At 65.1% G+C, this 22062-nt stretch carries 19 protein-coding genes, 2 pseudogenes and 2 riboswitches; of the genes and pseudogenes, 12 read left to right on the plus strand and 9 right to left on the minus strand.

Going from position 1 to position 22062, the window contains the following annotated elements:
• Nucleotides 1-51: 51 nt before the first annotated feature.
• Both EJI00_RS07120 and EJI00_RS07125 read left to right on the plus strand, forming a co-directional pair.
• Nucleotides 52-981: pseudogene (locus EJI00_RS07120) on the plus strand (NADP-dependent oxidoreductase).
• 54 nt (nucleotides 982-1035) lie between these two features.
• Nucleotides 1036-1929, plus strand: coding sequence for an NmrA/HSCARG family protein (locus tag EJI00_RS07125; RefSeq protein ID WP_126746776.1), 894 nt, complete (start codon nucleotides 1036-1038; stop codon nucleotides 1927-1929).
• On the opposite strand, the gene EJI00_RS07130 is transcribed toward EJI00_RS07125, so the two are convergent.
• A complete protein-coding gene (locus EJI00_RS07130) occupies nucleotides 1922-3508 on the minus strand; it encodes an HD domain-containing phosphohydrolase (protein WP_409514009.1) in 1587 nt (528 codons plus the stop codon). The genes EJI00_RS07125 and EJI00_RS07130 overlap by 8 nt on opposite strands.
• Nucleotides 3509-3567: 59 nt before the next feature.
• On the opposite strand from EJI00_RS07130, the gene EJI00_RS07135 reads away from it, so the two are divergent.
• From EJI00_RS07135 to EJI00_RS07165, 7 genes are all read left to right on the plus strand, one after another.
• Entirely contained in the window at nucleotides 3568-4149 is a 582-nt protein-coding gene (locus EJI00_RS07135; protein WP_126746777.1) for a DUF308 domain-containing protein, read from the plus strand.
• Between the two features lie 128 nt (nucleotides 4150-4277).
• Nucleotides 4278-5615 (plus strand): glycosyltransferase, encoded by a 1338-nt coding sequence (locus EJI00_RS07140; RefSeq protein ID WP_126746778.1) that lies wholly within the window; start codon nucleotides 4278-4280, stop codon nucleotides 5613-5615.
• A 101-nt stretch (nucleotides 5616-5716) separates the two neighbouring features.
• Nucleotides 5717-6568 carry a hypothetical protein gene (locus EJI00_RS07145; RefSeq protein ID WP_260590484.1) on the plus strand — a complete coding sequence of 284 codons (852 nt, stop codon included), beginning with the start codon at nucleotides 5717-5719 and terminating at the stop codon, nucleotides 6566-6568.
• A 118-nt stretch (nucleotides 6569-6686) separates the two neighbouring features.
• Nucleotides 6687-7739, plus strand: a complete 1053-nt coding sequence (locus EJI00_RS07150; RefSeq protein ID WP_126746780.1) for an NAD(P)H-dependent flavin oxidoreductase — start codon at nucleotides 6687-6689, stop codon at nucleotides 7737-7739.
• A gap of 15 nt (nucleotides 7740-7754) precedes the next feature.
• Complete coding sequence (locus tag EJI00_RS07155) at nucleotides 7755-8444, plus strand: alpha/beta hydrolase (protein ID WP_126746781.1); 690 nt, start codon at nucleotides 7755-7757, stop codon at nucleotides 8442-8444.
• Between the two features lie 136 nt (nucleotides 8445-8580).
• Complete coding sequence (locus EJI00_RS07160; protein WP_126746782.1) at nucleotides 8581-9489, plus strand: DUF3014 domain-containing protein; 909 nt, start codon at nucleotides 8581-8583, stop codon at nucleotides 9487-9489.
• Between the two features lie 120 nt (nucleotides 9490-9609).
• Nucleotides 9610-9858, plus strand: a complete 249-nt coding sequence (locus EJI00_RS07165; RefSeq protein WP_126746783.1) for a hypothetical protein — start codon at nucleotides 9610-9612, stop codon at nucleotides 9856-9858.
• Between the two features lie 16 nt (nucleotides 9859-9874).
• On the opposite strand, the gene gcvP is transcribed toward EJI00_RS07165, so the two are convergent.
• From gcvP to EJI00_RS07205, 8 genes and pseudogenes are all read right to left on the minus strand, one after another.
• On the minus strand, nucleotides 9875-12781 hold the full coding sequence (gene gcvP / locus EJI00_RS07170) for an aminomethyl-transferring glycine dehydrogenase (RefSeq protein ID WP_126746784.1): 2907 nt from the start codon (nucleotides 12779-12781) through the stop codon (nucleotides 9875-9877).
• 50 nt (nucleotides 12782-12831) lie between these two features.
• On the minus strand, nucleotides 12832-13203 hold the full coding sequence (gene gcvH, locus EJI00_RS07175) for a glycine cleavage system protein GcvH (RefSeq protein WP_126746785.1): 372 nt from the start codon (nucleotides 13201-13203) through the stop codon (nucleotides 12832-12834).
• Nucleotides 13204-13252: 49 nt separating this feature from the next.
• Nucleotides 13253-14428, minus strand: coding sequence for a glycine cleavage system aminomethyltransferase GcvT (gcvT, locus tag EJI00_RS07180; RefSeq protein WP_126746786.1), 1176 nt, complete (start codon nucleotides 14426-14428; stop codon nucleotides 13253-13255).
• A gap of 45 nt (nucleotides 14429-14473) precedes the next feature.
• A riboswitch (glycine riboswitch) is annotated at nucleotides 14474-14585 on the minus strand.
• 12 nt (nucleotides 14586-14597) lie between these two features.
• A riboswitch (glycine riboswitch) is annotated at nucleotides 14598-14688 on the minus strand.
• Between the two features lie 22 nt (nucleotides 14689-14710).
• Nucleotides 14711-15274, minus strand: a complete 564-nt coding sequence (locus EJI00_RS07185) for a hypothetical protein (RefSeq protein ID WP_126746787.1) — start codon at nucleotides 15272-15274, stop codon at nucleotides 14711-14713.
• Nucleotides 15275-15423: 149 nt separating this feature from the next.
• Complete coding sequence (locus EJI00_RS07190; RefSeq protein WP_126746788.1) at nucleotides 15424-16701, minus strand: TRAP transporter large permease; 1278 nt, start codon at nucleotides 16699-16701, stop codon at nucleotides 15424-15426.
• Entirely contained in the window at nucleotides 16698-17192 is a 495-nt protein-coding gene (locus EJI00_RS07195; RefSeq protein ID WP_126746789.1) for a TRAP transporter small permease, read from the minus strand. Before EJI00_RS07195 ends, EJI00_RS07190 begins: the two co-directional genes overlap by 4 nt.
• A gap of 87 nt (nucleotides 17193-17279) precedes the next feature.
• Nucleotides 17280-18251, minus strand: a complete 972-nt coding sequence (locus tag EJI00_RS07200) for a TRAP transporter substrate-binding protein (RefSeq protein WP_126746790.1) — start codon at nucleotides 18249-18251, stop codon at nucleotides 17280-17282.
• 70 nt (nucleotides 18252-18321) lie between these two features.
• Nucleotides 18322-18811: pseudogene (locus tag EJI00_RS07205) on the minus strand (hypothetical protein); the annotation flags it as partial.
• 81 nt (nucleotides 18812-18892) lie between these two features.
• Here EJI00_RS07205 and EJI00_RS07210 point away from each other — a divergent pair.
• From EJI00_RS07210 to EJI00_RS07220, 3 genes are all read left to right on the plus strand, one after another.
• Complete coding sequence (locus tag EJI00_RS07210) at nucleotides 18893-19798, plus strand: LysR family transcriptional regulator (protein WP_126746791.1); 906 nt, start codon at nucleotides 18893-18895, stop codon at nucleotides 19796-19798.
• A 91-nt stretch (nucleotides 19799-19889) separates the two neighbouring features.
• On the plus strand, nucleotides 19890-20705 hold the full coding sequence (locus EJI00_RS07215; protein ID WP_126746792.1) for a putative hydro-lyase: 816 nt from the start codon (nucleotides 19890-19892) through the stop codon (nucleotides 20703-20705).
• 42 nt (nucleotides 20706-20747) lie between these two features.
• A complete protein-coding gene (locus EJI00_RS07220; protein ID WP_126746793.1) occupies nucleotides 20748-22040 on the plus strand; it encodes an MFS transporter in 1293 nt (430 codons plus the stop codon).
• Nucleotides 22041-22062: the final 22 nt, after the last annotated feature.

Below are 22062 nucleotides of genomic sequence, written 5' to 3' on the forward strand. Positions count from 1 at the left end.
GATGCAACGGCCTATCTTCTCCTCATCGCAACTTCGAAATGAGGAATTGAAATGACCACCACTCAACGTGCTGTGCTGATCCGGGCCTATGGCGGTGCCGCAGAGGTCGCCGAAATTACGAGGCCCTTGGCAGGGCAGGGCCCGGTTCTGGTTCGCGTTCGGGCCGCCGGCGTGAATGGCATCGACTGGAAAGTTCGTGACGGGCTGGTCCAGCAGGCTTTTCCGCTGCAGCTGCCCGCCGTGCTGGGTATCGAGCTGGCGGGTGTCGTCGAGGCGGTCGGTCCCGGCGCCTCGCGCTTTCATGTGGGCGACCGCGTCATGGGGCCACTTGGCGGGCTCGGTGCCTATGCCGACTTCGTGGCGGTCGACGAGGCGAACCTGGTACGCACGCCGCACGGCCTGGACGACGTTCATGCGGCCGCCATTCCAGTCGCGGCCGTTGCAGCCTGGCAGAGCTTGCACCACGCAGGCCCGATCGGCGCAGGCTAGCGGATCCTGATCCACGGTGCAGCGGGAGGGCTGGGCGGCTATGCCGTGCAGTACGCCAAGCGGGCGGGCGCCGAAGTCTTCGCAACCGCGTCGGCCGCGCACCTCCACCACGTTCGCAGCCTGGGCGCGGACCACGTCATCGACTACCGGGCCCAACGCTTCGAGTCGATCGCGCGGGACATCGACCTCGTGCTCGACTATGTCGGCGGCGAGGTGCTCGACCGCTCCTGGCAGGTGCTGAAGAAGGAGGGCGCGATCGTCGGCATCTCGTCGCCCGACATCCTTGCACGCACGCCGCCCGGCCGCCGCGGACTGTGGTTCATGAACAAGCCGGACACCGCCCTGCTGGAACGGCTGGCGGCGGAGATCGCCGAAGGCACGCTGGCCTCGAAGCTCGGTGAGGTCGTGGGCTTCGCCGACATCCCCACGGCCATTGAACGCAACCGCACCGACTCTCGCATCGGCAAGGTGGTCGCGGACTTCTCGCGCTGATCGGCCCCTTGCTCCCTTTACCTCGCTTCATTACCTCAACCCCTGGAGATTTTCATGAGCATTCTCGTCACCGGTGCCACCGGCACCATCGGTTCCCTCGTCGTCCAAGGCCTGGCCAGCGCCGGCGCCCAAGTCAGCGCATTCGTTCGCACACCCGGAAAGCAAAGCTTTCCGACAGGCGTCAAGGAGGTCGTCGGCGACCTGACCGACGTGCCCTCATTGCGCGCGGCATTGTCGTCGGTGCGCACACTGTTTCTGCTGAACGCCGTCACTCCGGACGAAGTGACGCAAGCCCTGGTCGCGCTGAACCTGGCGCGCGAGGCCGGCATCGAGCGCGTCGTCTACCTGTCGGTCATCCATGCGGACAAGTTCACCAACGTGCCGCACTTCACCGGCAAGCACACCGTCGAGCGAATGATCGAAAGCCTCGACATTCCCGCGACCATTCTTCGGCCCGCCTACTTCATGCAGAACGAGCGCATGGTCCAGCAGGTGATCCAGGGGTACGGCGTCTACCCGATGCCGATAGGCTCCACCGGCGTCGCGATGATCGATGCGCGAGACATTGCGGATGCCGCGGTCGCCGAACTGCTGCGCCGCGACGGGGCGCCCGCGCCGCTGCCGCGCACGACGCTGGAACTGGTCGGGCCCGAGTTGCTGACAGGAGAGTCGGTGGCCAAGATCTGGAGCGCCGCACTAGGCCGCGAAGTGGCTTACGGCGGCGATGACGTGGCCGCGTTCGAAGCGCAGATGGCAGGGCAGGGGCCGTCCGGGCTTGCCTACGACATGCGCCTGATGATGGCCGGAATTCAGAAGTTCGGCATGCACGGTGCGGCGGGCGCAGCGGATCGCCTGCAGGCCGCTATCGGGCATCCGTTGCGCAAGTATGGCGACTTCGTGAAGGAGGCGATTGCCGCGTCGCAGGCTGCCCCAAGTCCGGTCAGATAAGCCCTCTGGTCGCCGCCTTCAGCGTCGCCGCCGCTCGCGTCGAGCACTCGAGCTTGAGGAACAGGCGTTCGACATGCGTTCGCACCGTGCGCGGGCTGATGCCCAGCGCACGAGCAACCTGCTTGGTGTTGTCGCCGCGGCTGATGCAGCGCAAAACCTCCAGCTCGCGCTCCGACAGAGACTGCTCGCCGCGCGCCGCAGCGGCCACGGGCTTGGCCGGCGCAGGCGACAGGGCGCTGGCGAGCAAGGCAGCGACGACTTCCTGGTCGAAGCGGCCCGCTTCGGCTTCTTCTTTCATGCGCTCGAGCGCCTCGGCTTCGGTGAATGCCGCTCGCCATGGACGGCGGGTTCGAAGAGAAACCCACAGCTCTGCTGCGGCGACGATTTGCCCTTCCTGCGGCATCGCCGCGCCCGACCGGCCGCGGAAATGGCCCGAGCCATCGCGCCGTTCGAAGGCGAAGGATGCGATTTCTGCTTCGAGCGCGAGCCCATCGATTTGCCCGGCGGCGCGGGAAGTCCAGTACGGCACGAGCCGCAGGCGTTCCAGGGACGAGGCAGGCAGCGGTTCAGGCGCGTTCCAGATGGCGTTGGGCACCGATGCCCGGCCAATGCCGTGGATCAATCCGGCCTTGTACGTGCGGTGGCATGAGACCTCGTCCAAGCCGGCACGCACGCTGCAGTCGCGCGCCAGCTGAGCCACGCGACGCGAGTAACCCGTCATCCACGGAAGCTTGAGATCGATCACGTCGCCCACGAGCTCCAGCCCGACACGCCGGAGCATCGAAACTGGCTGGTCGGCAACGTCGGTCCATGGTGGGGGAGCGCTGTCCATCGCTTTCATCCACGTCGAGACACGTGGTGCGCTGGCCTCGACAAGGAAGCCCGGATACACGCTGTCCGCGCGTCCGCGGGCCAGCGCGAGCGCTTCGTCGAGTCCGTAGAGGCGACTGAAAATCTCGATGTCGCTCGCCAGGGCCACCACATACGTCGCAAGCGGCACGTCGTTGCCTTGCAGAAGGCCGGGCACGCCGCCGCCGTCGTAGGTTTCGAAGATGGTGCGCAGCGCCGCTTCGGTGTCGGCGCTCAAGCCGAGCGTGCTTGCTATGTCGCCGGCGATTTCGCAATGGATATTGGCCATGGCGAGCAGGCCGTCGGGAATGGGCACGCTGCGAGGCTGCTGCTGCGCCCTCCGAGGCTTTTGCGATGCAAGAAGGGCGCTTCGACCTTGCACGTCGTCTTCCATGAAGTCCGCGAACTCCTGGGCATTGGCCGTGCACCCCGACCAGCGCAGCAGCGCGACGTGCCGGGCGGCCTCGACCTGCGATGGGTCGCAGCGGACCTGCGTCGCGATCAGTCCGGCGAGGTAGGCGGTTCGCAGCGAATGGTCCGTCGGCTGGCCCATGCTCAGGTCGCCAATGAAAGCAAGCGCGCGAACCGCGTCGAAAACGGCAATGGTTGTGTCGTCGGACATGAAATGGCTGAGACAAAAGCCCAGCATCGCACAGTTGCTTTTCTTGCGGGCCTGTCGGTCATTCGACCGATAGCACGCCTGGTGCCGTCGAAACAGAATCTCCTGCAACGGCCCCGCTGAAGGGGCTCCGACTTTCAACCTGATCTTGCGGTCTCACCGCCAATGCCATGCTCAATGCCAACCAATCTCCTCTCCAGCGAGCCGCGTGGCTGCGCAAGCTCTACTTCATCCGCGCCGCCTTTTCGTTCGCATGGGTTGCGTTGGCGTTCACCCTGGCGAAGGAATCTCCCACGCTTGCAAGCGGCCTGCTGATCGTCTATCCCGCCTGGGATGCGCTCGCAAACCTGCAGGATGCGCGGATGACCGGGGGCGCAAAGGCCAATCCCACCCAGATCCTGAATGCCTGGATAAGCGGACTGGTCACAGCTGCCGTGGTGGCCTCGCTCGCGCTCAAGCTCCAGATCATTTTGGCGTTCTTCGGGGGCTGGGCCATCGTTGCAGGGCTGCTTCAGCTGGCGACGGCCATCCGTCGTCGCAAAGGCGATCGAGGGCAGTGGGTGATGATGTTGAGCGGGGCGCAGTCTGCACTGGCCGGAGGATTTTTTGTGGCACAGCAAGGCAGCGCTGCGCCTGCCGTGCAGACCTTTGGCGGTTATGCGGCGGTCGGCGCTGGGTACTTCCTGATCTCCGGGCTTGTCATCCTGTTTCGGCAGTCCAAAGACAGGTCCGCTTCAGAGCACACCGCATGACCGTGCTGCGCCGCCGCAAGAGGTCGGCCGCCGGGTTTCTCGCAGTTGTTAACGTGCATCAGAAAATGTAAACAAACTGTTCAATGCATTGCTGCGGCGTTACATTCTTGTGACCCCTGAGGATGCACATGAAAGTAGATGGCCGAGAGGCGAAGCGTTCGGCAATTTATCTGCCGGTGTCAGCCAAATTTTTGATCGCGTTGATCGGGGCGATCGCGTGGATGGGTTTTTCCATTTGGGCCGCCGGCCCGTGGCTGGCCGATCTGAAAAGCTATGTAGGGACCGCTTTCGCTATTTTCCTGGTGTATGGCATTGCCATTATTCCGGGGTTCATGAATGCGTTCATGGCGATCAGCCTCATTCTGGATAAACGGCCGCCGCATCGCCCGCTGTCGGTCTATCCGCCGCTATCCATATTGATTGCCGCGTACAACGAGGAAGCCTCCATCGAAGAGACGCTGGTCAGCATTGATCAGCAGAAGTACCCGGGCGGGTTGCAGGTCATCGTGATCAATGACGGGTCGGCGGATGGCACTGCGCAGGTGGTCCAGCGCGCCTTGGAGCGATATAGCTGGCTCAGCTTTGTCGACCTGAAAAAGAATGGTGGCAAGGCACGCGCCCTGAATATCGGGTTCAAGGAGGTTCTGCACGATCTGGTCGTGACCGTCGATGCGGATTCCTTTTTGTACCGCGGCGCGCTCACCAGCATTGTCGAGCGCTATCGCGCCGACCCGCCCAATACGCGCGCCGTCGCGGGAAAAATCCTGGTTCGAAACTCGCGGCAGAACTGGATCACCCGTTGCCAGGAATGGGACTACTTTCACGGTATTTCCGCAGTCAAGCGCGTGCAGTCGCTGTTCCAGGGGACCTTGGTTGCACAAGGCGCATTTTCCGTCTACGACCGAGCCGCGCTGACCGAGGTTGGCGGGTGGCCTGAGTGCGTCGGAGAAGACATCGTGCTCACATGGGCGCTATTGAATGCCGGGTACAGGGTGGGGCACTGCGAGGACGCGTGCCTCTTCACCAATGTGCCCAGCACGCTCAAGCAGCTGGTCAAGCAGCGCCAGCGTTGGGCCCGGGGCATGACGGAAGCCTTTGTCAAACACCCCCGCATTCTTTTCAAGATGCGGCTGTCGACCTTTTTCATTCACTGGAACCTGTTGTTCCCGTGGCTGGACCTGGCATTCACCATCGGCTTCATTCCCGGAATAATATTTGCCTTGTTCGGCTATTACTGGATCGTGGGGCCCATGACTTTGGCGCTGATACCGGCGGCATTTGCGCTGAGTTTCCTGATGTTCTCGATCGAGCGCCGGATGTTCAAGAAAACCGGCCTGGTCGTGCGAAAGAATATTCAAGGGTTTTTTGTCTACGTGCTGCTGTACAGCTTGCTTTTGCAACCCGCCAGCGTGCTCGGCTATCTGGACGAACTGTTCAGAAAGCCCAAAGCCTGGGGCACCAAATGACCAGGGCGCCGGCATATGCAGCGGCCGCCATTTCAGGCCTCATGGTGTTGAGTGCCTCCTGCCACGCGCAGGAAGAAGCGGCCGAGAAAAAAACGTCCGGCATGGCTTTCGGGACGGAAGCCCTGCTGACCAGCGACAGCGACAACTTCGAATCCCGCCGGGTATCGGTCGAGTTTTTTCCCGCTTTTGAAAACGCCGACCGCTACCTCGGGTTCCGGCTCGGCGACTACAAGTACCAGCAAGACAGCTGGCGAAGGGCCGGAAAAAAGGTCTCTTTCCTCGCGCGTTCAATCGAAACCAGAACGGCCAATGGCGGACAGATGGAGGCCGGCGTGTTCGAGCAGGGCGGCCATACGCTGTTGACGCTCGATGGCAGCTACCGCATAGCGCCGACAAAAAGCACGGCGGTGGAGTTTCTCGTCACGCGCGACTGGGTTGAAACACCGAAGTCCCTCGACCGCGGAATCGACTTTTCGTTTCTCGGCGTTGCGGTCGACCAAGGCTTGGGAAGCCATGTCACGCTGGTGGGGCTGCTGGCGCAGCAGTACTTCTCCGACGGAAATCGTCGGGACCACGGGCGCATCCGCTTCATTTACCAACCCTCGCTCGACCTGGGGCTGACCCTGCAAGCGCGCTACCGCACGTACCGCAGCACCCACGAGGATGTCGACAGGGCCTACTTCAATCCGAAGAGCTACAGCGAATCGATGCTGGCGATCAGCTGGCGGCAGCGTTTCCAGGGCTGGACCGCCGCGGTAACGGCCGGCCTGGGCAACGAGAAGATCAACCACGACCTGAGCCAGCCCACGAGATTGCTGGACGCGAGCCTGCAGAGCCCCGTGAGGGGATCGCAGGTGTTTCGCTTCAATGCCGGCTACAGCCGCAGCACCACCTTTTCGGGGCCCAGCTACCAGTACCGGTACATACGCGGCGAGTGGATCATCCTTTTCTAGGATGCCGGGGCCGCTGCTTCACCGCGCCTGGTCGGGACGGCGGTCGATCATGCCTTTGGCAGCAGGCGTTTTCCAGTCGTTGGACAATGGCCTGGGCACGAAACACAAGGAATTCCGCATGACCACGCTGCAGCAACTTCTAGGTATCGAACTCCCGTTGATCCAGGCGCCCATGGCGGGCATTCAAGGCAGCGCAATGGCCATTGCGGTCAGCAACGAGGGCGGCCTCGGCTCGCTGCCGTGCGCCATGCTGGGCAACGATGCCATCCGCACCGAAATAGCCGCCATCCGCGCGGGCACCGGCAAGCCCTACAACGTCAACTTCTTCTGCCACGTATCGCCGCAGCCAAGCGCCGAACGCGAGGCGACATGGCGCAACGCGCTGGCGCCGTATTACCGCGAGCACGCCATCGATGCGGCTTCCATTCCCACGGGCCCGGGCCGCAACCCGTTCAGCACCGAAGTGGCCGAGGTGCTGGCCGAGTTCCGTCCGCCGGTGGTGAGCTTTCATTTCGGGCTGCCGCCCGAGCCGCTGCTGGCGCAAGTGCGCGGATGGGGTTCGAAGATCCTCGCCTCGGCCACCACGGTCGCCGAGGCGCTGTGGCTGGAGGCGCAGGGTGTCGATGCCATCATTGCCCAGGGGCTCGAGGCGGGCGGCCATCGCGGGCACTTTCTCTCGCACGACCTCACGGCGCAGCTCGGCACCTTTGCATTGCTGCCGCAAGTGGTGCGCGCGGTTCGCGTGCCGGTCATCGCGGCCGGCGGCATTGCCGATGCGAAGGGTGTGGCCGCCGCCATGGCGCTGGGCGCCGCCGGCGTGCAGGTGGGCACCGCCTACATGCTCGCGCCCGAAGCCTTCACCAGCGCCTTGCACCGCGCGGCGCTGAAGAGCGATGCAGCGCGCCATACCGCGCTAACCAACCTCTTCACCGGCCGCCCGGCGCGCGGCATCATGAACCGCCTGATGCGCGACCTGGGGCCGATCGCCGCGGTGGCGCCCGAGTTTCCGCTTGCCACGTCAGCCATTGCACCGCTGCGCGCCAAGGCCGAGGCACAGGGCCGCGGCGATTTTTCACCGCTGTGGTCGGGGCAGAACGCGATGGGCTGCCGCGAGCTCCCGTCCGCCGAGATCACCCGTGCGCTGGCGCAGGGCTTTCACCTTACCGCCTGAACGTCCGCCAGACCCATGCCGCAACTGCATCTGCCCTTCAAGTTTCTCGAGCAGCCTTCCAACCCCAGCGTGCGCGAACCGTGGCTGCTGGTGCTGATGCACGGCGTTGGCAGCAACGAGCAAGACCTGTTCGGCCTCGCGCGGCTCATGCCGCCGCAGTTTCATGTGCTGAGCCTGCGCGCGCCCTATGTGCTGTCGCCGGACGCGTATGCGTGGTTCGAATTCCAGGTGCTGCCCGGCGGCGAGCGGCACATCGATGAAGAGCAGGAGCGCGAAAGCCGCTTTCTCGTCGGCGAAATGATCGCCTCGGCATCGCAGCAGCTCGGCGTGCCGCCGGAGCGCGTGGTGGTCGGCGGTTTCAGCCAGGGCGGCATCATGGCGCTTTCGCTGCTGCTGACGCAGCCTGCGAAGGTGCGTGCCGCGATGGTGTGGCACAGCCGCCTGCTGCCGCAGGTGGTGCCGCATATTGCGCCGCCGGAGGCCTTCGAGGGCAAGGCCCTGTGGGTGAGCCATGGCAGCGCCGACAACGTGATTGCGCCAAGCGCGGCGCAAGCCACGCGCGAACTGGCGCGCGGCTTGCCGCTGGCGTTGTCGGGTGCGGACTTTCCCGGCGGGCATGAGATTCGACCGGCCGAACTGCAAGGCACGCTGGCGTGGCTTCAGGCGCTCAGCACCTCAGCGGGTACGCCCCAGCCGCGGCCATAGAGGCCTTTTTTCGCTAGGCCGGCGCGTCACAGTGCGTTACGGGATGACGAGGGATGACACCGGGGAGGGCCGCAGAACTGGTGCACCATAGCCGTTCGCCTCCCACTGCAATCCTCGCAAAAGGAATATTGCCGACATGTCCGACAGCGACACCTCCGAATTCAGGCCGCGCCGCGAGAGCTCGGCCGGCACCTTCATCGTCATCGGCCTGCTCGCGATCGCGGCCGCTTTCCTGGGCTGGCGTTGGTACCAGCAGCAACAGCCGCAGCCGCAATCATTCGAGCCGGCGCCCGTGGCCACCGCGCCGAACGACGGGCCCGCGCCCGCACCGCCGCCAGCCCCGTTGCCTGAATCGCTGGAGCCCAAGAACCCCATCGATGCGATCGCGCTGCCCGCCTCGGGCCTGCCTACGGTCGCCGATTCCGACACGCGCGTGATGTCGGCGCTGGTCGATCTGCTGGGCAGCCAGAACGTGGCGGAATTCGTGCAGTTCGACGGCGTGGTGCGCCGCTTCGTGGCGACCATCGACAACCTGTCGCGCGAGCAGGCCCCCGCGAGCGCATGGCCGGTGCAGCCCACCAAGCAGCGCTTTGCCACCGAAGGCAAGGGCGAGGCCCAGACCATCGCCGCCAACAACGCGGCGCGCTACAACCCCATCGTGCTGCTTGCGGGGTCGGTCGACCCGGCCAAGGCCGCCAAGACGTATGCGCGCCTCTATCCGCTCTTTCAGAAAGCGTATGAAGAGCTTGGCTATCCCGGCCGCTACTTCAACGACCGGCTCATTGCCGTGATCGACCACCTGCTCCAGGCGCCCGAACCCGCCGGCCCGGTGCAGGTCCGGCTCGTCGAGGTCAAGGGCAACGTGTCGTCGCAGCGGCCCTGGGTGCGCTATGAATACGCCGATCCGCAGCTCGAATCGCTCTCGTCCGGCCAGAAGATCATGGTGCGGGTGGGGCTGGAGAACGAGCGCAAGCTCAAGGCCAGCCTGCGCGGCTTTCGCGAGCAGATTGCCACCGGCGACATGGGGAAGAAGAAGCAGCGCTGACCCATCGCGCCGTAGGCGCACGCTGATCGCGCGCCGATCGCGCGCCATGTAGGCGCGGGCCGATTGCGCACCCCACGGATGCCGTGGATGATTTGTCCTCAAGTTTTCGAGGACAACCGTATGAACCTGATGAGCGTCGACCTCTACCAGAGTGCCACCGATCCCGAGAAGTTTCTGGCATTGCCCGCCGGCACCGACCCCGCCGACCTCATGGGGCCGATGACCTTCGACCGGGACTACGCGCACATCAAGCGCTACCAGGAAGCCTTCGAATTCGATCCGTCCGTTCCTTACGCGGGCGTGAACGCCGCGAAGATCGCGGCGGACATCCTCACCGTGAAGTGGGCGATGTATCAGCGCGAAGGCTAGAAAGAAGGCCCCCTGATCAGGCCTCTTCGGTTTCCTGGTATTCGCCCACGGGCACGCAGCTGCAGAACAGGTTGCGGTCACCGTACACGTTGTCGACCCGGCCGATGGGCGGCCAGTACTTGGCCTGCTTGAGTTCGGCCAGCGGAAACGCGCCGAGCTCACGCGAGTAGGGGTGCGACCATTCCGTGCCGAGCAGGCTCGCGGCGGTGTGGGGCGCGTGCTTCAGCGGGTTGTCGTCCTTGGGCCAGACGCCTTCTTCGACGCGGCGGATCTCACCGCGAATGGCGATCATCGCGTCGACGAAGCGGTCGAGTTCGGCCAGCGGCTCGCTTTCGGTGGGCTCGACCATCAGCGTGCCCGGCACCGGAAAGCTCAGCGTCGGCGCGTGAAAACCGTAGTCGATCAGGCGCTTGGCCACGTCTTCCGCGGTCACGCCGCTGGTGTCCTTGAGCGGGCGCAGGTCCAGGATGCACTCGTGCGCCACGTGGCCGTTGGGGCTTGCGTACAGCGTGGGGTAGTGGTCCTTCAGGCGCGCGCTGATGTAGTTGGCGCTCAAGATGGCGGTTTCGGTTGCGGCCTGCAGCCCTTTGGCGCCCATCATGCGGCAGTACATCCAGCTGATCGGCAGCACGGCCGCATTGCCCAGCGGCGCCGCGGAAACGGCGCCTACACCGTTCGATGCGATGCCGGCCGTCGCATGGCCGGGCAGGTACGGCACCAGGTCTTCGACCACGCACACCGGGCCCACGCCCGGCCCGCCGCCGCCGTGCGGAATGCAGAAGGTCTTGTGCAGATTCAGGTGGCTCACGTCGCCGCCGAATTCGCCCGGCGCGGCCACGCCGACCAGCGCGTTCATGTTGGCGCCATCGACATACACGCGGCCGCCGTGCTCGTGCACCAGTTCGCAGAGCTCCTTCACGCGGGTTTCGAACACGCCGTGCGTGCTCGGGTAGGTGATCATCACGGCCGCGAGCTTGTCGCTGTGCTTCTCGCAGGCGCGCTTCAGGTCGTCCATGTCGACATTGCCCTGCGCGTCGCAGGCCGTCACCACCACCTGCAGGCCGACCATCTGCGCGCTGGCGGGGTTGGTGCCGTGGGCCGACGAAGGAATCAGGCAGATGTTGCGATGGCCCTGGCCCTTGGCCTCATGGAAGGACTTGATCGCCAGCAGGCCCGCGTACTCGCCCTGCGAGCCGGCATTGGGCTGCAGGCTGATGCCCGCGTAGCCGGTGGCTTCGCAGAGCCATGCGCGCAGCTGCGCGTCGAGCTGCGCATAGCCTTGCTGCTGCTCGGCGGGCGCAAAGGGATGGATGTTCGCGAACTCGGGCCAGGTGATGGGGATCATCTCGCTGGTCGCATTGAGCTTCATCGTGCAGCTGCCGAGCGGGATCATGCTGCGGTCGAGCGCCAGGTCCTTGTCCGACAGGCTGCGGATGTAGCGCAGCATGGCCGTCTCGCTCTTGTGTGTGTTGAACACCGGGTGCGTCAGAAAGGCGCTGGTGCGGCGCAGATCTTCGGGCAGGCGCGGCGCGGTGTTGGCCAGGTCGTCGAAACGCGGCATCGGCATGCCCGCGGGCACGAACAGGGCCCAGAGCGTTTCGATGTCGGCACGCGTGGTGGTTTCGTCGAGCGAAATGCCCAGGTGCTGCTGCAGCCGCTGGCGCAGGTTGACGCCCGCTGCGGTGGCGCGCTCGATGATCTTCGGCGTGTCGTCGCCCGTGCGGATGGTCAGCGAATCGAAAGCCGTGGTGTTGACCGGCTCGCGGCCCATTTGCGCCAGGCCCTGCGCAAGGATGGCGGTGAGCGCCGCCACGCGCTGCGCGATGCGCGTCAGGCCGTCGGGCCCGTGGTACACGGCGTACATGCTGGCCACAACGGCCGGCAGCACCTGCGCGGTGCAGATGTTCGAAGTGGCCTTCTCACGGCGAATGTGCTGCTCGCGCGTTTGCAGCGCAAGGCGGTAGGCGGGCTGGCCGTGCGTGTCGACGCTCACGCCGACGAGCCGGCCAGGCAGCGAACGCTTGAACTCGTCGCGGCAGGCCAGGTAGGCGGCGTGCGGGCCGCCGTTGCACAGCGGCATGCCGAAGCGCTGCGTGGTGCCGCAGACGATGTCGGCGTCCCATTCGCCCGGGGGCGCGAGCAGGGTGAGCGCGAGCAGGTCGGCGGCCACGCAGAAGGCGGCGTCGCACTGGTGTGCATGGCCCGCGAGCGGGCGCAGGTCGTGCACGTGGCCGGTGGTGGCGGGGTACTGCGCGAGCACGCCGAAGAATTCGCAGCTCGCCATCAGGTGCGGCAGCGTCTCCGCCACGGTGCTCACCTTCACCTCGATGCCCAGCGGCGCGGCGCGCGTCTTGATGACCTCAATGGTCTGCGGATGGCAGTCGCCCGACACCAGGAACACGTTGCTCTTGCTCTTCACGCTGCGCTTGGCCAGCGTCATTGCCTCGGCGGCGGCTGTGGCTTCGTCGAGCATCGAGGCGTTGGCGATGGCCATGCCCGTCAGGTCGCACACCATGGTCTGGAAGTTGAGCAGGGCTTCCATGCGGCCCTGCGAAATCTCGGCCTGGTAGGGCGTGTAGGCGGTGTACCAGGCGGGGTTCTCGAGCACGTTGCGCAAGATGACGCCCGGCGTGTGCGTGCCGTAGTAGCCCTGGCCGATGAAGCTCTTGAACACCTTGTTCTTCGCCGCGATGGCCTTCAGTTCGGCCAGTGCGTCCGCCTCGGTCACCGGCGCGGGCAGCCGCATCGGCCGGGCGCGGCGGATGGCCGCGGGCACGATGCCGTCGATGAGCTCCGCCCGCGTTTCCGAGCCGATCACCGGCAGCATGCGCGCCTCGTCTTCCGCATCGATGCCGATGTGGCGGGCGAGAAATTCTTCGGCATTCTCTAGTTGTTGCAGGGAAGGCTGGGCGGGAATCGGCATGGCGGTAAAGGCTCGGGGAATGAGGAAGGGCGGCTGAAGAACCCGGCGGATCAGGATTCGGCCGCGAACTTGTCGTAGCTGGCGGCGTCGAGCAGCGCATCGAGTTGCGACGGCTCGCTGAGCTTGACCTTGAAGAACCAGCCGGCGGCCAGCGGGTCGGTGTTGGCGAGCGAGGGGTCGGCGCGCAGCGCTTCGTTCACTTCGGTGATCTCGCCCGACACGGGCATGAACACGTCGGCCGCGGCCTTGACCGATTCGACGACCCCGGCCACTTCACCTTGTGCAAAGGTCTTGCCCACTTCGGGCAGATCGACAAAGACCACGTCGCCCAGCGCGTCCTGCGCGTGAACGGTAATGCCAACGGTGGCCGCGTCGCCTTCGGCCGAGACCCACTCGTGGTCCTTGGTGTACTTGATGCTCATGGTGAAAAACTCCTCGTGGAAAAAATGACTGATTCGGGTAGCGCAGAGCCTAGCCGCGGTAGTAGCGGGCCGGCACAAAGGGCAGGGTCGAGACTTCCATCGGCACCGGCTTGCCGCGCACGATGGCCTGCACGCGCGTGCCTGGCTCCGAAAACGCGGTAGCCACGTAGCCCATGGCAACGGGGCGGTCGGCCGTCGGACCGAGCAGGCCGCTGGTCACGATGCCGATGTCCTGGCCTTCGAAAGATTGCAGCAATGTGCCGTCGCGCACTGGAATGCGTTCCAGCGCCACAAGGCCGACGCGCTTGCGCCTCAGGGTGTCGTGGTCCGTGCGGCCCGCGGCGCCGGCTGTGGCGGCGGCCAATTGCGCCAGCACCTTGGCCGCACCCGGAAAACCGCCTTCGCGCGCACCGCCCGCGCGGCGCACCTTCTGGATCGCCCAGTTGAGCGAGGCCTCGACGGGCGTGGTGGTGGTGTCGATGTCGTTGCCGTACAGGCAGAGCCCGGCTTCCAGCCGCAGCGAATTGCGGGCGCCCAAGCCAATGGGCTTGACTTCGGGCTGCGCCAGCAGCAGGCGGGCGAGGGCGTCGGCATCCTTGCCGGCCACCGAAATCTCGAAGCCGTCTTCGCCCGTGTAGCCGCTGCGCGTGGCAAAGGCCGGAATGCCGCCGATCTGCACCGCGCCGCCGGTCATGAACACAAAGCGCTCGATGCCCGGAGACAAGCGGGCCAGCGCCGCGGCGGCCTGGGGGCCTTGCAGCGCGAGCAGCGCGTGGTCGGGCATGGGCTGCACGTCGCAGCGCGCGCCGATCTTCTGCTGGATGTGGGCGAGGTCGGCCACCTTGCAGGCGCCGTTCACGATCACGAAGATCGAGCCGTGCCCCTCGTTGAAGAACATCAGGTCGTCGAGGATGCCGCCTTCGTCGTTCAGCAGCAGCCCATAGCGCTGCTTGCCGGGGGCGAGGTCGATCACGTCGACGGGCATCAGGGTTTCGAATGCGGCGGCGGCATCGGGCCCCACCAGGCGCAACTGGCCCATGTGGGAAATGTCGAACAGGCCGGCCGCGTCGCGCGTGTGCTTGTGCTCGGCCATCAGGCCGGCGGGGTATTGCACCGGCATGGAATAGCCGGCAAAAGGCACCATGCGGGCACCCAGTTCCACATGCAGGTCGTGCAGGGGCGTCTTGAGCAATGGGGCGTCGGATGATGAAGCGGAAGCGGCCACGGGGCACTCCAAAGGGGCAGTCGAATTCCATGGCGCGAGCCATGGGCCACCCCTGCTGTCCGCTTTACCTGAGAGATTCGCCCCACGATCGGGGTTTGCTCCTTCGGTGGGCCGCCGCATCGTCAAAATGCAGGGGCCTCTCTCCAGCAAGGAAACGCCGGCATGCGCCAGCGCCTTGTCAGTCCTTTTGCCTGAGCGTTCGGGGAACCCCTGCGCCTTCGGCGGCCCCGCGTGGCGAAGCTCTCTCCTGACCCTTTGAAGTGTAGTGGATCGCGGAAGGCCTCAGTGCACGGTTTGCGAAGCGGGCGGCAGCAACCTTTCGATACGCTCGCGCAGCGATTCGGCCCGCTCGGCGCCTGCGGCTTTCTCGACTTCGTTGAGCATCAGTGCGGCAATCGTCAGCATGGCGTCGCGGTCGCGGGCTTCGCGCAGCGCATCGCGCATCTGCAGCGCAAACTTGGGATCGCGCCGCACGAACATGCGCTCGCAAATGTCGAACAGGAACATGCGCGTGGTGGCCAGGGAGCGCTTGCCGTCGAAGTTGTCGGTCGAAGTCTCTACGCGGATGGGCTCCGCCGCAGGAGTCGGAAGCGGCGTGTGTATCGGGCTGGCCGAAGCTGGTGGGGCGGCTTTGGGCTCGGCGGCCTGCGCGTCGTGCAGGTACCCGCGGTTCATCAGCGCCCGCACCGTCTTTTCGGCTTCGTCGCGGCTCGCGAACAGCGGGCTGAAGTCGGTCAGCGAACGCCGGCCGTCGGCCATCAGCAGCAATGCGCGCTCGCGCTGGCTCAGCGTGCGCTGCCCGCCTTGCAGTTCGTCGCGTGCCTTGTCGGTCTTGGAGGGAAACATGGCGCCACAGCTTTCGGAATCGAAGGCTGCAGCATCGTTGCGGCTGGTGACATCTTTGTGAAACGTTTGCCTTACAGGGGCATTTGCCGCATAAAAAAAGGCAGCCCGCGAAGGCTGCCCGTTTCTCTCTGCTTTTTATCCGTCGCCTGCTACTTGGCGTACACCAGGTCGCGCAGCGCGAGCGATATCCACGGCACGTAGGTAATCACCATCAGGCAGGCCAGGATCACCAGCACGAAAGGAATCAGGTATTTCACGATCCGGTCGAGCGAGATGCGCGCCACGGTGCAAGCCGCGAACAGGTTCACGCCGAAGGGCGGCGTGATCATGCCGAGCGCGAGGTTCACCACCATGATCAGACCGAAATGCACCGGGTCGACACCGAAGTGCACCGCCACCGGCGCCAGGATGGGCGCGAGCACGATGATGGCCGCGCTGGTCTCGATGAACATGCCGATGATGAACAGCGCAGCGTTCACACCCAAGAGGAACATGGTGGGCGACTTCAGTACCTCCTGCAGCCAGTGGCCGATGGCGTCGGGCACGCCCGCACGCGTGATCAGGAAGGCGAACAGGCCCGCATTGGCAATGATGAACATGATCACCGCCGACGACAGCACCGACTTGCGCAGGATGACGTAAAGATCCTGGAGCTTGATCTCCCGGTAGATCACCATGCCGACCACCAGCGCATAGAACACCGCGACCGCCGAAGCCTCCGTCGGCGTGAAGATGCCGCCGTAGATGCCGCCCAGGATGATCACCGGCATCAGCAGCGCCCAGCCGGCCTGCCAGGTCGCCTTGCCGAAGGACATGCGGCCGTCGCCGTCGTTCTTGCCCCAGCCCTTCCACTTGCAGTACACCCAGACGAACAGCATCAGCGCCAGGCTGATGAGAATGCCGGGGCCGAAACCCGCAATGAACAGCTCGCCGATCGACACTTCGGCGCTCACGCCGTACAGAATCATCGGGATGGAGGGGGGGATGATCACGCCCAGCTCAGCACTGGTGGCCTGCAGCGCGGCCGCATACGCGGTGGGATAGCCGTGCTTGATGAGCGCCGGAATCAGGATGGCGCCGATGGCGAAGGTGGTGGCGACCGACGAGCCCGACACCGCCGCGAAGATCATGCAGGTGAGCACGCAGGTCATGGGCAGGCCGCCCTGCACGCCGCCCACGATGCTCTTGGCAAATTCGACCAGCCGGCGCGAGATGCCGCCGGTTTCCATCAGGTTGCCGGCCAGGATGAAGAACGGAATGGCCGCCAGCGGAAACTTGTTGATCGAATTGAACATCTCCTTCACGGAGATGAGCATGTTGACGTTGGCCACCTGGATGCCCAGGATCGATGCGAGCCCGATGGACACCGCCACTGAAACCGACAGTGCAAAACACAGCACCATCGTTGCAACCATCACGGGGGTCATTGCGCGGTCTCCAGTTCGAGCCGCTTGGGATCGAGAAAATTACCAACGATGCCGAAAAGGCAGAAAACGGAACCGACCGGCAGCGCCAGGTACGACCACATCATCGAAACGCTTTCGAGCCCGGCCATCGACTGCACGCGGCCGCGCATCGCGTAGTCCCAGCCCCACCACAGAATGACCAGCATCAACGCCAATGCCGCGATGCTGACCACGGCGTCGAGCACGCGCTTGACGCGCGGCGGGCTCCAGCGGTAGAGCACGTCCACGCTCACCATCGCGCCCTGGCGAAAGGCCATTGGAATGCCAAGGAACACCATCCAGATCAGGCTCATGCGGATCAGGATCTCGCTCCATTCGGCGGGCTGCTCGAGCACAAAGCGCGTGATGATCTGGAACACGCCCAAGCCGGAGGCGATGACCAGCATCACGCAGGCGGCAATCATCGAGAAGCCGGTGGTCCAGCGCTCGATGCCGAGAAATTTTTCTTTCATCTGCAGTCGTGATGTTGAAAACAAAAAAGCCCGCCAGACGGAACTGAGCGGGCGCCCGATGCTATCCAAAAGATAGCATCATGAAAATCACTTGAACTCGCGGATCTTGTCGAGGTTGGCCTTGCCGAAGTCCTTTTCGAACTGGGCATTCACCGGCCCCAGCGCGGTGACGAACTTGGTCTTGTCGATGTTGTCGATCACCGTCATGCCCTTGGCGCGCAAGTCGGCCACGCCCTTGGCGTCGTCTTCGTCCACGCGTGCGCGATTGGCCTTGGTGCCTTCTTTCGCAGCGTCGAGGAAGGCCTGCTTGTCAGCCGCGCTGAGCTTGTCGAAGGTTGCCTTGTTCATCACGAAGATGCACGGCGAGTAGACGTGGCCGGTGAGCGAAAGGTGCTTTTGCACCTGGTCGAACTTGGCCGAGATGATCACCGACAGCGGGTTTTCCTGGCCGTCGACAGTGCCCTGCTGCAGGGCGGTGAACACTTCGGGGAAGGCCATCGGCGTGGTGACGATGCCGAAGGTCTTGTAGGCCGCAATGTGCACCGGGTTTTCCATGGTGCGCATCTTCAGGCCCTTGAGGTCTTCCGGCGCCTTCACGTCGCGCTTGCTGTTGGTCATGTGGCGGAAGCCGTTCTCGGCCCATGCCAGCGCCTTGAAACCCTTGGCGTCGAACTTGGTCAGCAGATCCTGGCCAATGGGGCCGTCGAGCACGGCGCGCGCATGGGCCTTGTCGCGGAACAGGAAGGGCACGTCGAGGATTTTTGTCTCGGGCACAAAATTGGGCACCGGGCCGGTCGAGGAGAAAGCCAGCTCTTGCGTACCGAGCTGCACGGCTTCGATCGACTCGCGCTCACCGCCCAATGAACCGTTGTAGAAGGTCTGGACCTTGTAGCGGCCACCGGTGCGCTTTTCGACTTCCTTGGCAAAGACGTCGATCGCAACACCCTGGTGCGAGTTCTGCGCGGTCGAAATACTGATTTTCATGGTGGTCTGCGCGAAGGCGGCGCACGCCATGCCCATGCCCAGAACCAGGCCGGCGGCCAGTCGGGTCAATTTCATTGTGTTGTCTCCAGAGAAAAGAAGGCGCGAAGAAAAAGCGAAAAAAGCAAACTCCGCGGGCAACCGCCGACTATGCCGTAACAGGGAGCTTCACCGCGTCGGGATTTTCACGGACGTAATCACGAATAACTACTTCGAAATCGGCGTCCGCCGAGAGTCCCAGCCGTTTGGCGCGGGCGGTTTCGATGCGTCCGGGCCAGGTTTTCACGATGCGCCGGATGCCTGGGTCGGGTGTGCGGTCGAGCAGGGCGGTGGCCGCCTTGCCGGCCACGCGTTCGAGCGCGGCGGCCATTTCGCCCACAGTGGTGGAAAGCGAGGGCAGGTTCAGCGCCGTGCGCGGGCCCCATTCGGCATCGCTTGCCCCCGCGGCGCGGATGATGCGTTCGAGGGTGCGGGCCGGCGATGCAATGGCCACGGGTGTTTCGTCAGGCAATGCCGTAGCTGGTTTGCGGCGTCGGCAGGGTGTGGCCTTCGATCACCGGCGGCAGCGGCTGCTCGGGTGAATCGCCGAACACCGCGAGCGAGCTGGCAAGCACCACGAGCTGCCCGGTGCCCACGGCAACGAGCATGGCGCAGCGGAGCACCCGCTACAGGCGACACTCGCGGCTCGCGCAAACAAGAAACCGGACGATCGGAAAACGATGAACCTGCGATTCGTTGAAGCCTTTCACTGGGCCGTGGCGCTAAAGAGCGTCACCCGTGCGGCCGAGAAGCTGCACCTCACCCAATCGGCGCTTTCCAGCCGCATTGCGGCACTCGAGCGTGAGCTGGGCGTGCTGCTGCTCGACCGGCGCGACAAGCAGTTCCGCCTCACGGTAGCGGGGCAGCGCTTTCATGCCTTCGCGCAGAAGCTGCTCGAAATGCAGATGCACATCAAGGCCGAGATGGGCTCGGGCGCCGTGCGCGAGGCCGTGCTGCGCGTGGGCGCCATCGAATCGGTGGTGCACAGCTGGCTCACCGGCTGGCTCAAGCACATGCAGGCGACGCATCCGGACTTCGAACTGGAGCTCACCGTCGAAACCACGCCGGTGCTGGTCGACCAGCTGCAGCGCGGCAAGCAGGACCTGGTGTTTGCCGCGCTGCCCGCGGCCGGCGACGGCGTGCGCACCCGCGCCGTGCCGCCGATGCCCATGTGCTTCGTCGGGCACCGCGAGCTGCACCTGAAGCGGCGCTACCGCCTGCCGGACCTGCTCTCGCTCGACCTGTTGACCTTTCAGCGCGGATCGCAGCCGCACGTGGCGCTGCTCGAGCTGTTCCGCGAGGCCGGCAGCCCGCCGCCGCGCGTGCATGCGATCTCTTCGATCTCGGCGATGGCGCAGCTGGTGGAGGCGGGCTTCGGTGTGGCCGCGCTGCCGCGCGCGGTGGTCGAGCCGCTGGCGCGGCGTTTGCCGCTGCGCGTGCTGCCCTGCGACGTGACGCTGGAGCCGCTGCCCATCTACGCGAGCTACCGCGACGATCCGTCGTCGCCGCTGCCGGAGGCCGCGCTCGGCTCCGCCGTGGTGCATGCCTCGCACCGCATGGAGTCATCGAAAAAATCGATGAGCTGAGCGAGAAACTTTGCGTTGGCGTTCGTGAGCGCGGATTCCCACAATCCGGCGCATCACACCACAGCGATGCGTCGGGCATCGAAAACGCCAAATGTCGAACCGCCAATCCTTCGTAGAACAATCCGGCGCGGCGAGCAGCGCGCTGGCCGTGCGCCAGGCCTGCCGCAGCGGCGCACTGGCCGGCCACACCAGCGGACTGGCCAGTGCCCATGTGCAGGGCAACCTGGTGATCCTGCCCAAGGCGCACGCCGCCGACTTCCTGCGTTTCTGCCAGGCCAACCCGAAGCCGTGTCCGCTGCTCGGTGTGTCGGAAGCCGGTGACCCGGCGTTGCCCGCGCTCGGCGAAGACATCGACATCCGCACCGACCTGCCGCGCTACCGCGTGTGGCGAAACGGCGAGCTGGTGGATGAGCCCGCCGACGTGCGCGCCCTGTGGAGCGACGACATGGTGAGCTTCGTCATCGGTTGCTCCTTCACCTTCGAGCATGCGCTGATGGCCGAAGGCATTGTGCTGCGGCATGTAGAGCAAGGCCGCAACGTGGCGATGTTCCGCACCTCGGTGGCCACCGTGCCGGCCGGTCCTTTCCATGGGCCGATGGTGGTGTCGATGCGCCCGCTGCGCGCGGCCGATGCGATCCGTGCGGTGCAGATCACCTCGCGCTTTCTGGCCGTGCACGGCGCGCCGGTGCACATCGGCGATCCGGCGCTGATCGGCATCCGCTCGATTGCCGATCCCGACTACGGCGATGCGGTCGAGGTCATGCCCGACGAACTGCCCGTGTTCTGGGCCTGCGGCGTCACGCCGCAGGCCGCTCTGGCCGCCGCCAGGCTGCCGTTCGCCATCACCCATGCGCCGGGCTCGATGCTCGTGACCGACCTGCTGCACCACCGCCTGGCCGCGTTCTAGGCCACCGTTCTTTTCCCCAAATTTCATACCTGGAGACAACCGATGAAGACCACCCTCGACGCCGCGCAGACAGGCGACGACGCACAAGCCGAAGGCAGCTGGCTGCGCACGCTCAACCCGAACGAAAAGCGCACGCTCACCGCTTCGTTCAGCGGGTATGCGGTCGATGCATTCGACTACTACACGCTGCCGCTGGTCACGCCCATCCTGCTGTCGCTGTGGGGCATGAGCAAGACCGAGATGGGCCTGATCGGCACGGCCACGCTGGTGGCTTCCGCCATCGGTGGCTGGGGCGCCGGCATCCTGGCCGACAGGTACGGCCGCGTGCGCATTTTGCAGCTCACCATCCTGGTGTTCGCAATCTTCACGTTTGCCTGCGGCCTGGCGCAAACGCCTGAGCAGCTGCTGATTGCGCGCACGCTACAGGGCCTGGGCTTTGGCGGCGAATGGGCGGTGGGCTCGGTGCTCATTGCCGAGATGATCCGGCCGGCCTACCGGGGCAAGGCGGTGGGGCTTGTGCAGAGCAGTTGGGCGGTAGGGTGGGGCGCGGCGGTGCTGGTGTCGATGGCGCTGTTCTCGTTCTTGCCGCCGGAGTATTCGTGGCGCGTGATGTTCATGCTGGGGCTGCTGCCGGCGGTGCTGATCGTGTTCATCCGCCGCTCGATCCGCGACCCGGAGATCTATGTGCAAAGCCGCGCGGCCGTCGAACGCGGCGAGCGCAGCGGCAACTTTCTCGCGATCTTCAAGCCGGGCATGCTGGGCACCACCGTGCTCGCGAGCCTGCTGTTCACGGGCATGCAGGGTGGCTACTACGCCATCGGCGTCTGGCTGCCGACCTTTTTGAAGAACGAACGCCATCTCACGGTGCTGGGTTCGGGCGGCTACCAGTTCATGTTCATCGTCGGCGCCTTCATCGGCTACCTGTGCGGTGCCTATCTCTCGGACCGCCTGGGCCGCCGCCGCGCTTTCATCCTGTTCGCCATCGGGGCGGGGTCGCTGGTCTATGCGTACACGCTGCTGCCCATTACCGACGGCCTGATGCTGCTGCTCGGCTTTCCGCTCGGTTTCTTCATGTCCGGAATTTTCAGCGGCGCGGGCGCCTTCCTGTCCGAGCTGTTTCCCAATGAACTGCGCGGCTCGGGGCAAGGTTTTTGCTACAACTTCGGGCGCGGCATCGGCGCCACCTTTCCGGCCCTGGTGGGCGTGCTGAGCGACCGCATGCATCTTTCGCTCGGTACCTCCATCGGCATCTGCGCCGCGGTGGCGTACGCCATGGTGGTAATCGTGGCGCTGTGTCTTCCGGAGACGCGCGGACGCGATCTGCGTCAGAACTGATCCGAAGCACTTTTCTCTTTCT

It is taken from the genome of Variovorax sp. DXTD-1, from assembly GCF_003984625.1.
Classification (GTDB): Bacteria; Pseudomonadota; Gammaproteobacteria; order Burkholderiales; family Burkholderiaceae_C; genus Variovorax.

Excerpts from the sequence above, each read along its gene's own strand:
- EJI00_RS07215 (WP_126746792.1), top strand. The coding sequence starts at position 19,890 with ATGTCGAACCGCCAATCCTTCGTAGAACAATCCGGCGCGGCGAGCAGC.
- gcvH (WP_126746785.1), bottom strand. The coding sequence starts at position 13,203 with ATGAGCATCAAGTACACCAAGGACCACGAGTGGGTCTCGGCCGAAGGC.
- EJI00_RS07160 (WP_126746782.1), top strand. The coding sequence starts at position 8,581 with ATGTCCGACAGCGACACCTCCGAATTCAGGCCGCGCCGCGAGAGCTCG.
- EJI00_RS07125 (WP_126746776.1), top strand. The coding sequence starts at position 1,036 with ATGAGCATTCTCGTCACCGGTGCCACCGGCACCATCGGTTCCCTCGTC.
- EJI00_RS07155 (WP_126746781.1), top strand. The coding sequence starts at position 7,755 with ATGCCGCAACTGCATCTGCCCTTCAAGTTTCTCGAGCAGCCTTCCAAC.
- EJI00_RS07145 (WP_260590484.1), top strand. The coding sequence starts at position 5,717 with ATGGCTTTCGGGACGGAAGCCCTGCTGACCAGCGACAGCGACAACTTC.
- EJI00_RS07185 (WP_126746787.1), bottom strand. The coding sequence starts at position 15,274 with ATGTTTCCCTCCAAGACCGACAAGGCACGCGACGAACTGCAAGGCGGG.
- EJI00_RS07140 (WP_126746778.1), top strand. The coding sequence starts at position 4,278 with ATGAAAGTAGATGGCCGAGAGGCGAAGCGTTCGGCAATTTATCTGCCG.
- EJI00_RS07135 (WP_126746777.1), top strand. The coding sequence starts at position 3,568 with ATGCTCAATGCCAACCAATCTCCTCTCCAGCGAGCCGCGTGGCTGCGC.
- EJI00_RS07200 (WP_126746790.1), bottom strand. The coding sequence starts at position 18,251 with ATGAAATTGACCCGACTGGCCGCCGGCCTGGTTCTGGGCATGGGCATG.
- EJI00_RS07150 (WP_126746780.1), top strand. The coding sequence starts at position 6,687 with ATGACCACGCTGCAGCAACTTCTAGGTATCGAACTCCCGTTGATCCAG.
- EJI00_RS07165 (WP_126746783.1), top strand. The coding sequence starts at position 9,610 with ATGAACCTGATGAGCGTCGACCTCTACCAGAGTGCCACCGATCCCGAG.
- EJI00_RS07220 (WP_126746793.1), top strand. The coding sequence starts at position 20,748 with ATGAAGACCACCCTCGACGCCGCGCAGACAGGCGACGACGCACAAGCC.
- EJI00_RS07210 (WP_126746791.1), top strand. The coding sequence starts at position 18,893 with ATGAACCTGCGATTCGTTGAAGCCTTTCACTGGGCCGTGGCGCTAAAG.
- EJI00_RS07190 (WP_126746788.1), bottom strand. The coding sequence starts at position 16,701 with ATGACCCCCGTGATGGTTGCAACGATGGTGCTGTGTTTTGCACTGTCG.
- EJI00_RS07195 (WP_126746789.1), bottom strand. The coding sequence starts at position 17,192 with ATGAAAGAAAAATTTCTCGGCATCGAGCGCTGGACCACCGGCTTCTCG.
- gcvP (WP_126746784.1), bottom strand. The coding sequence starts at position 12,781 with ATGCCGATTCCCGCCCAGCCTTCCCTGCAACAACTAGAGAATGCCGAA.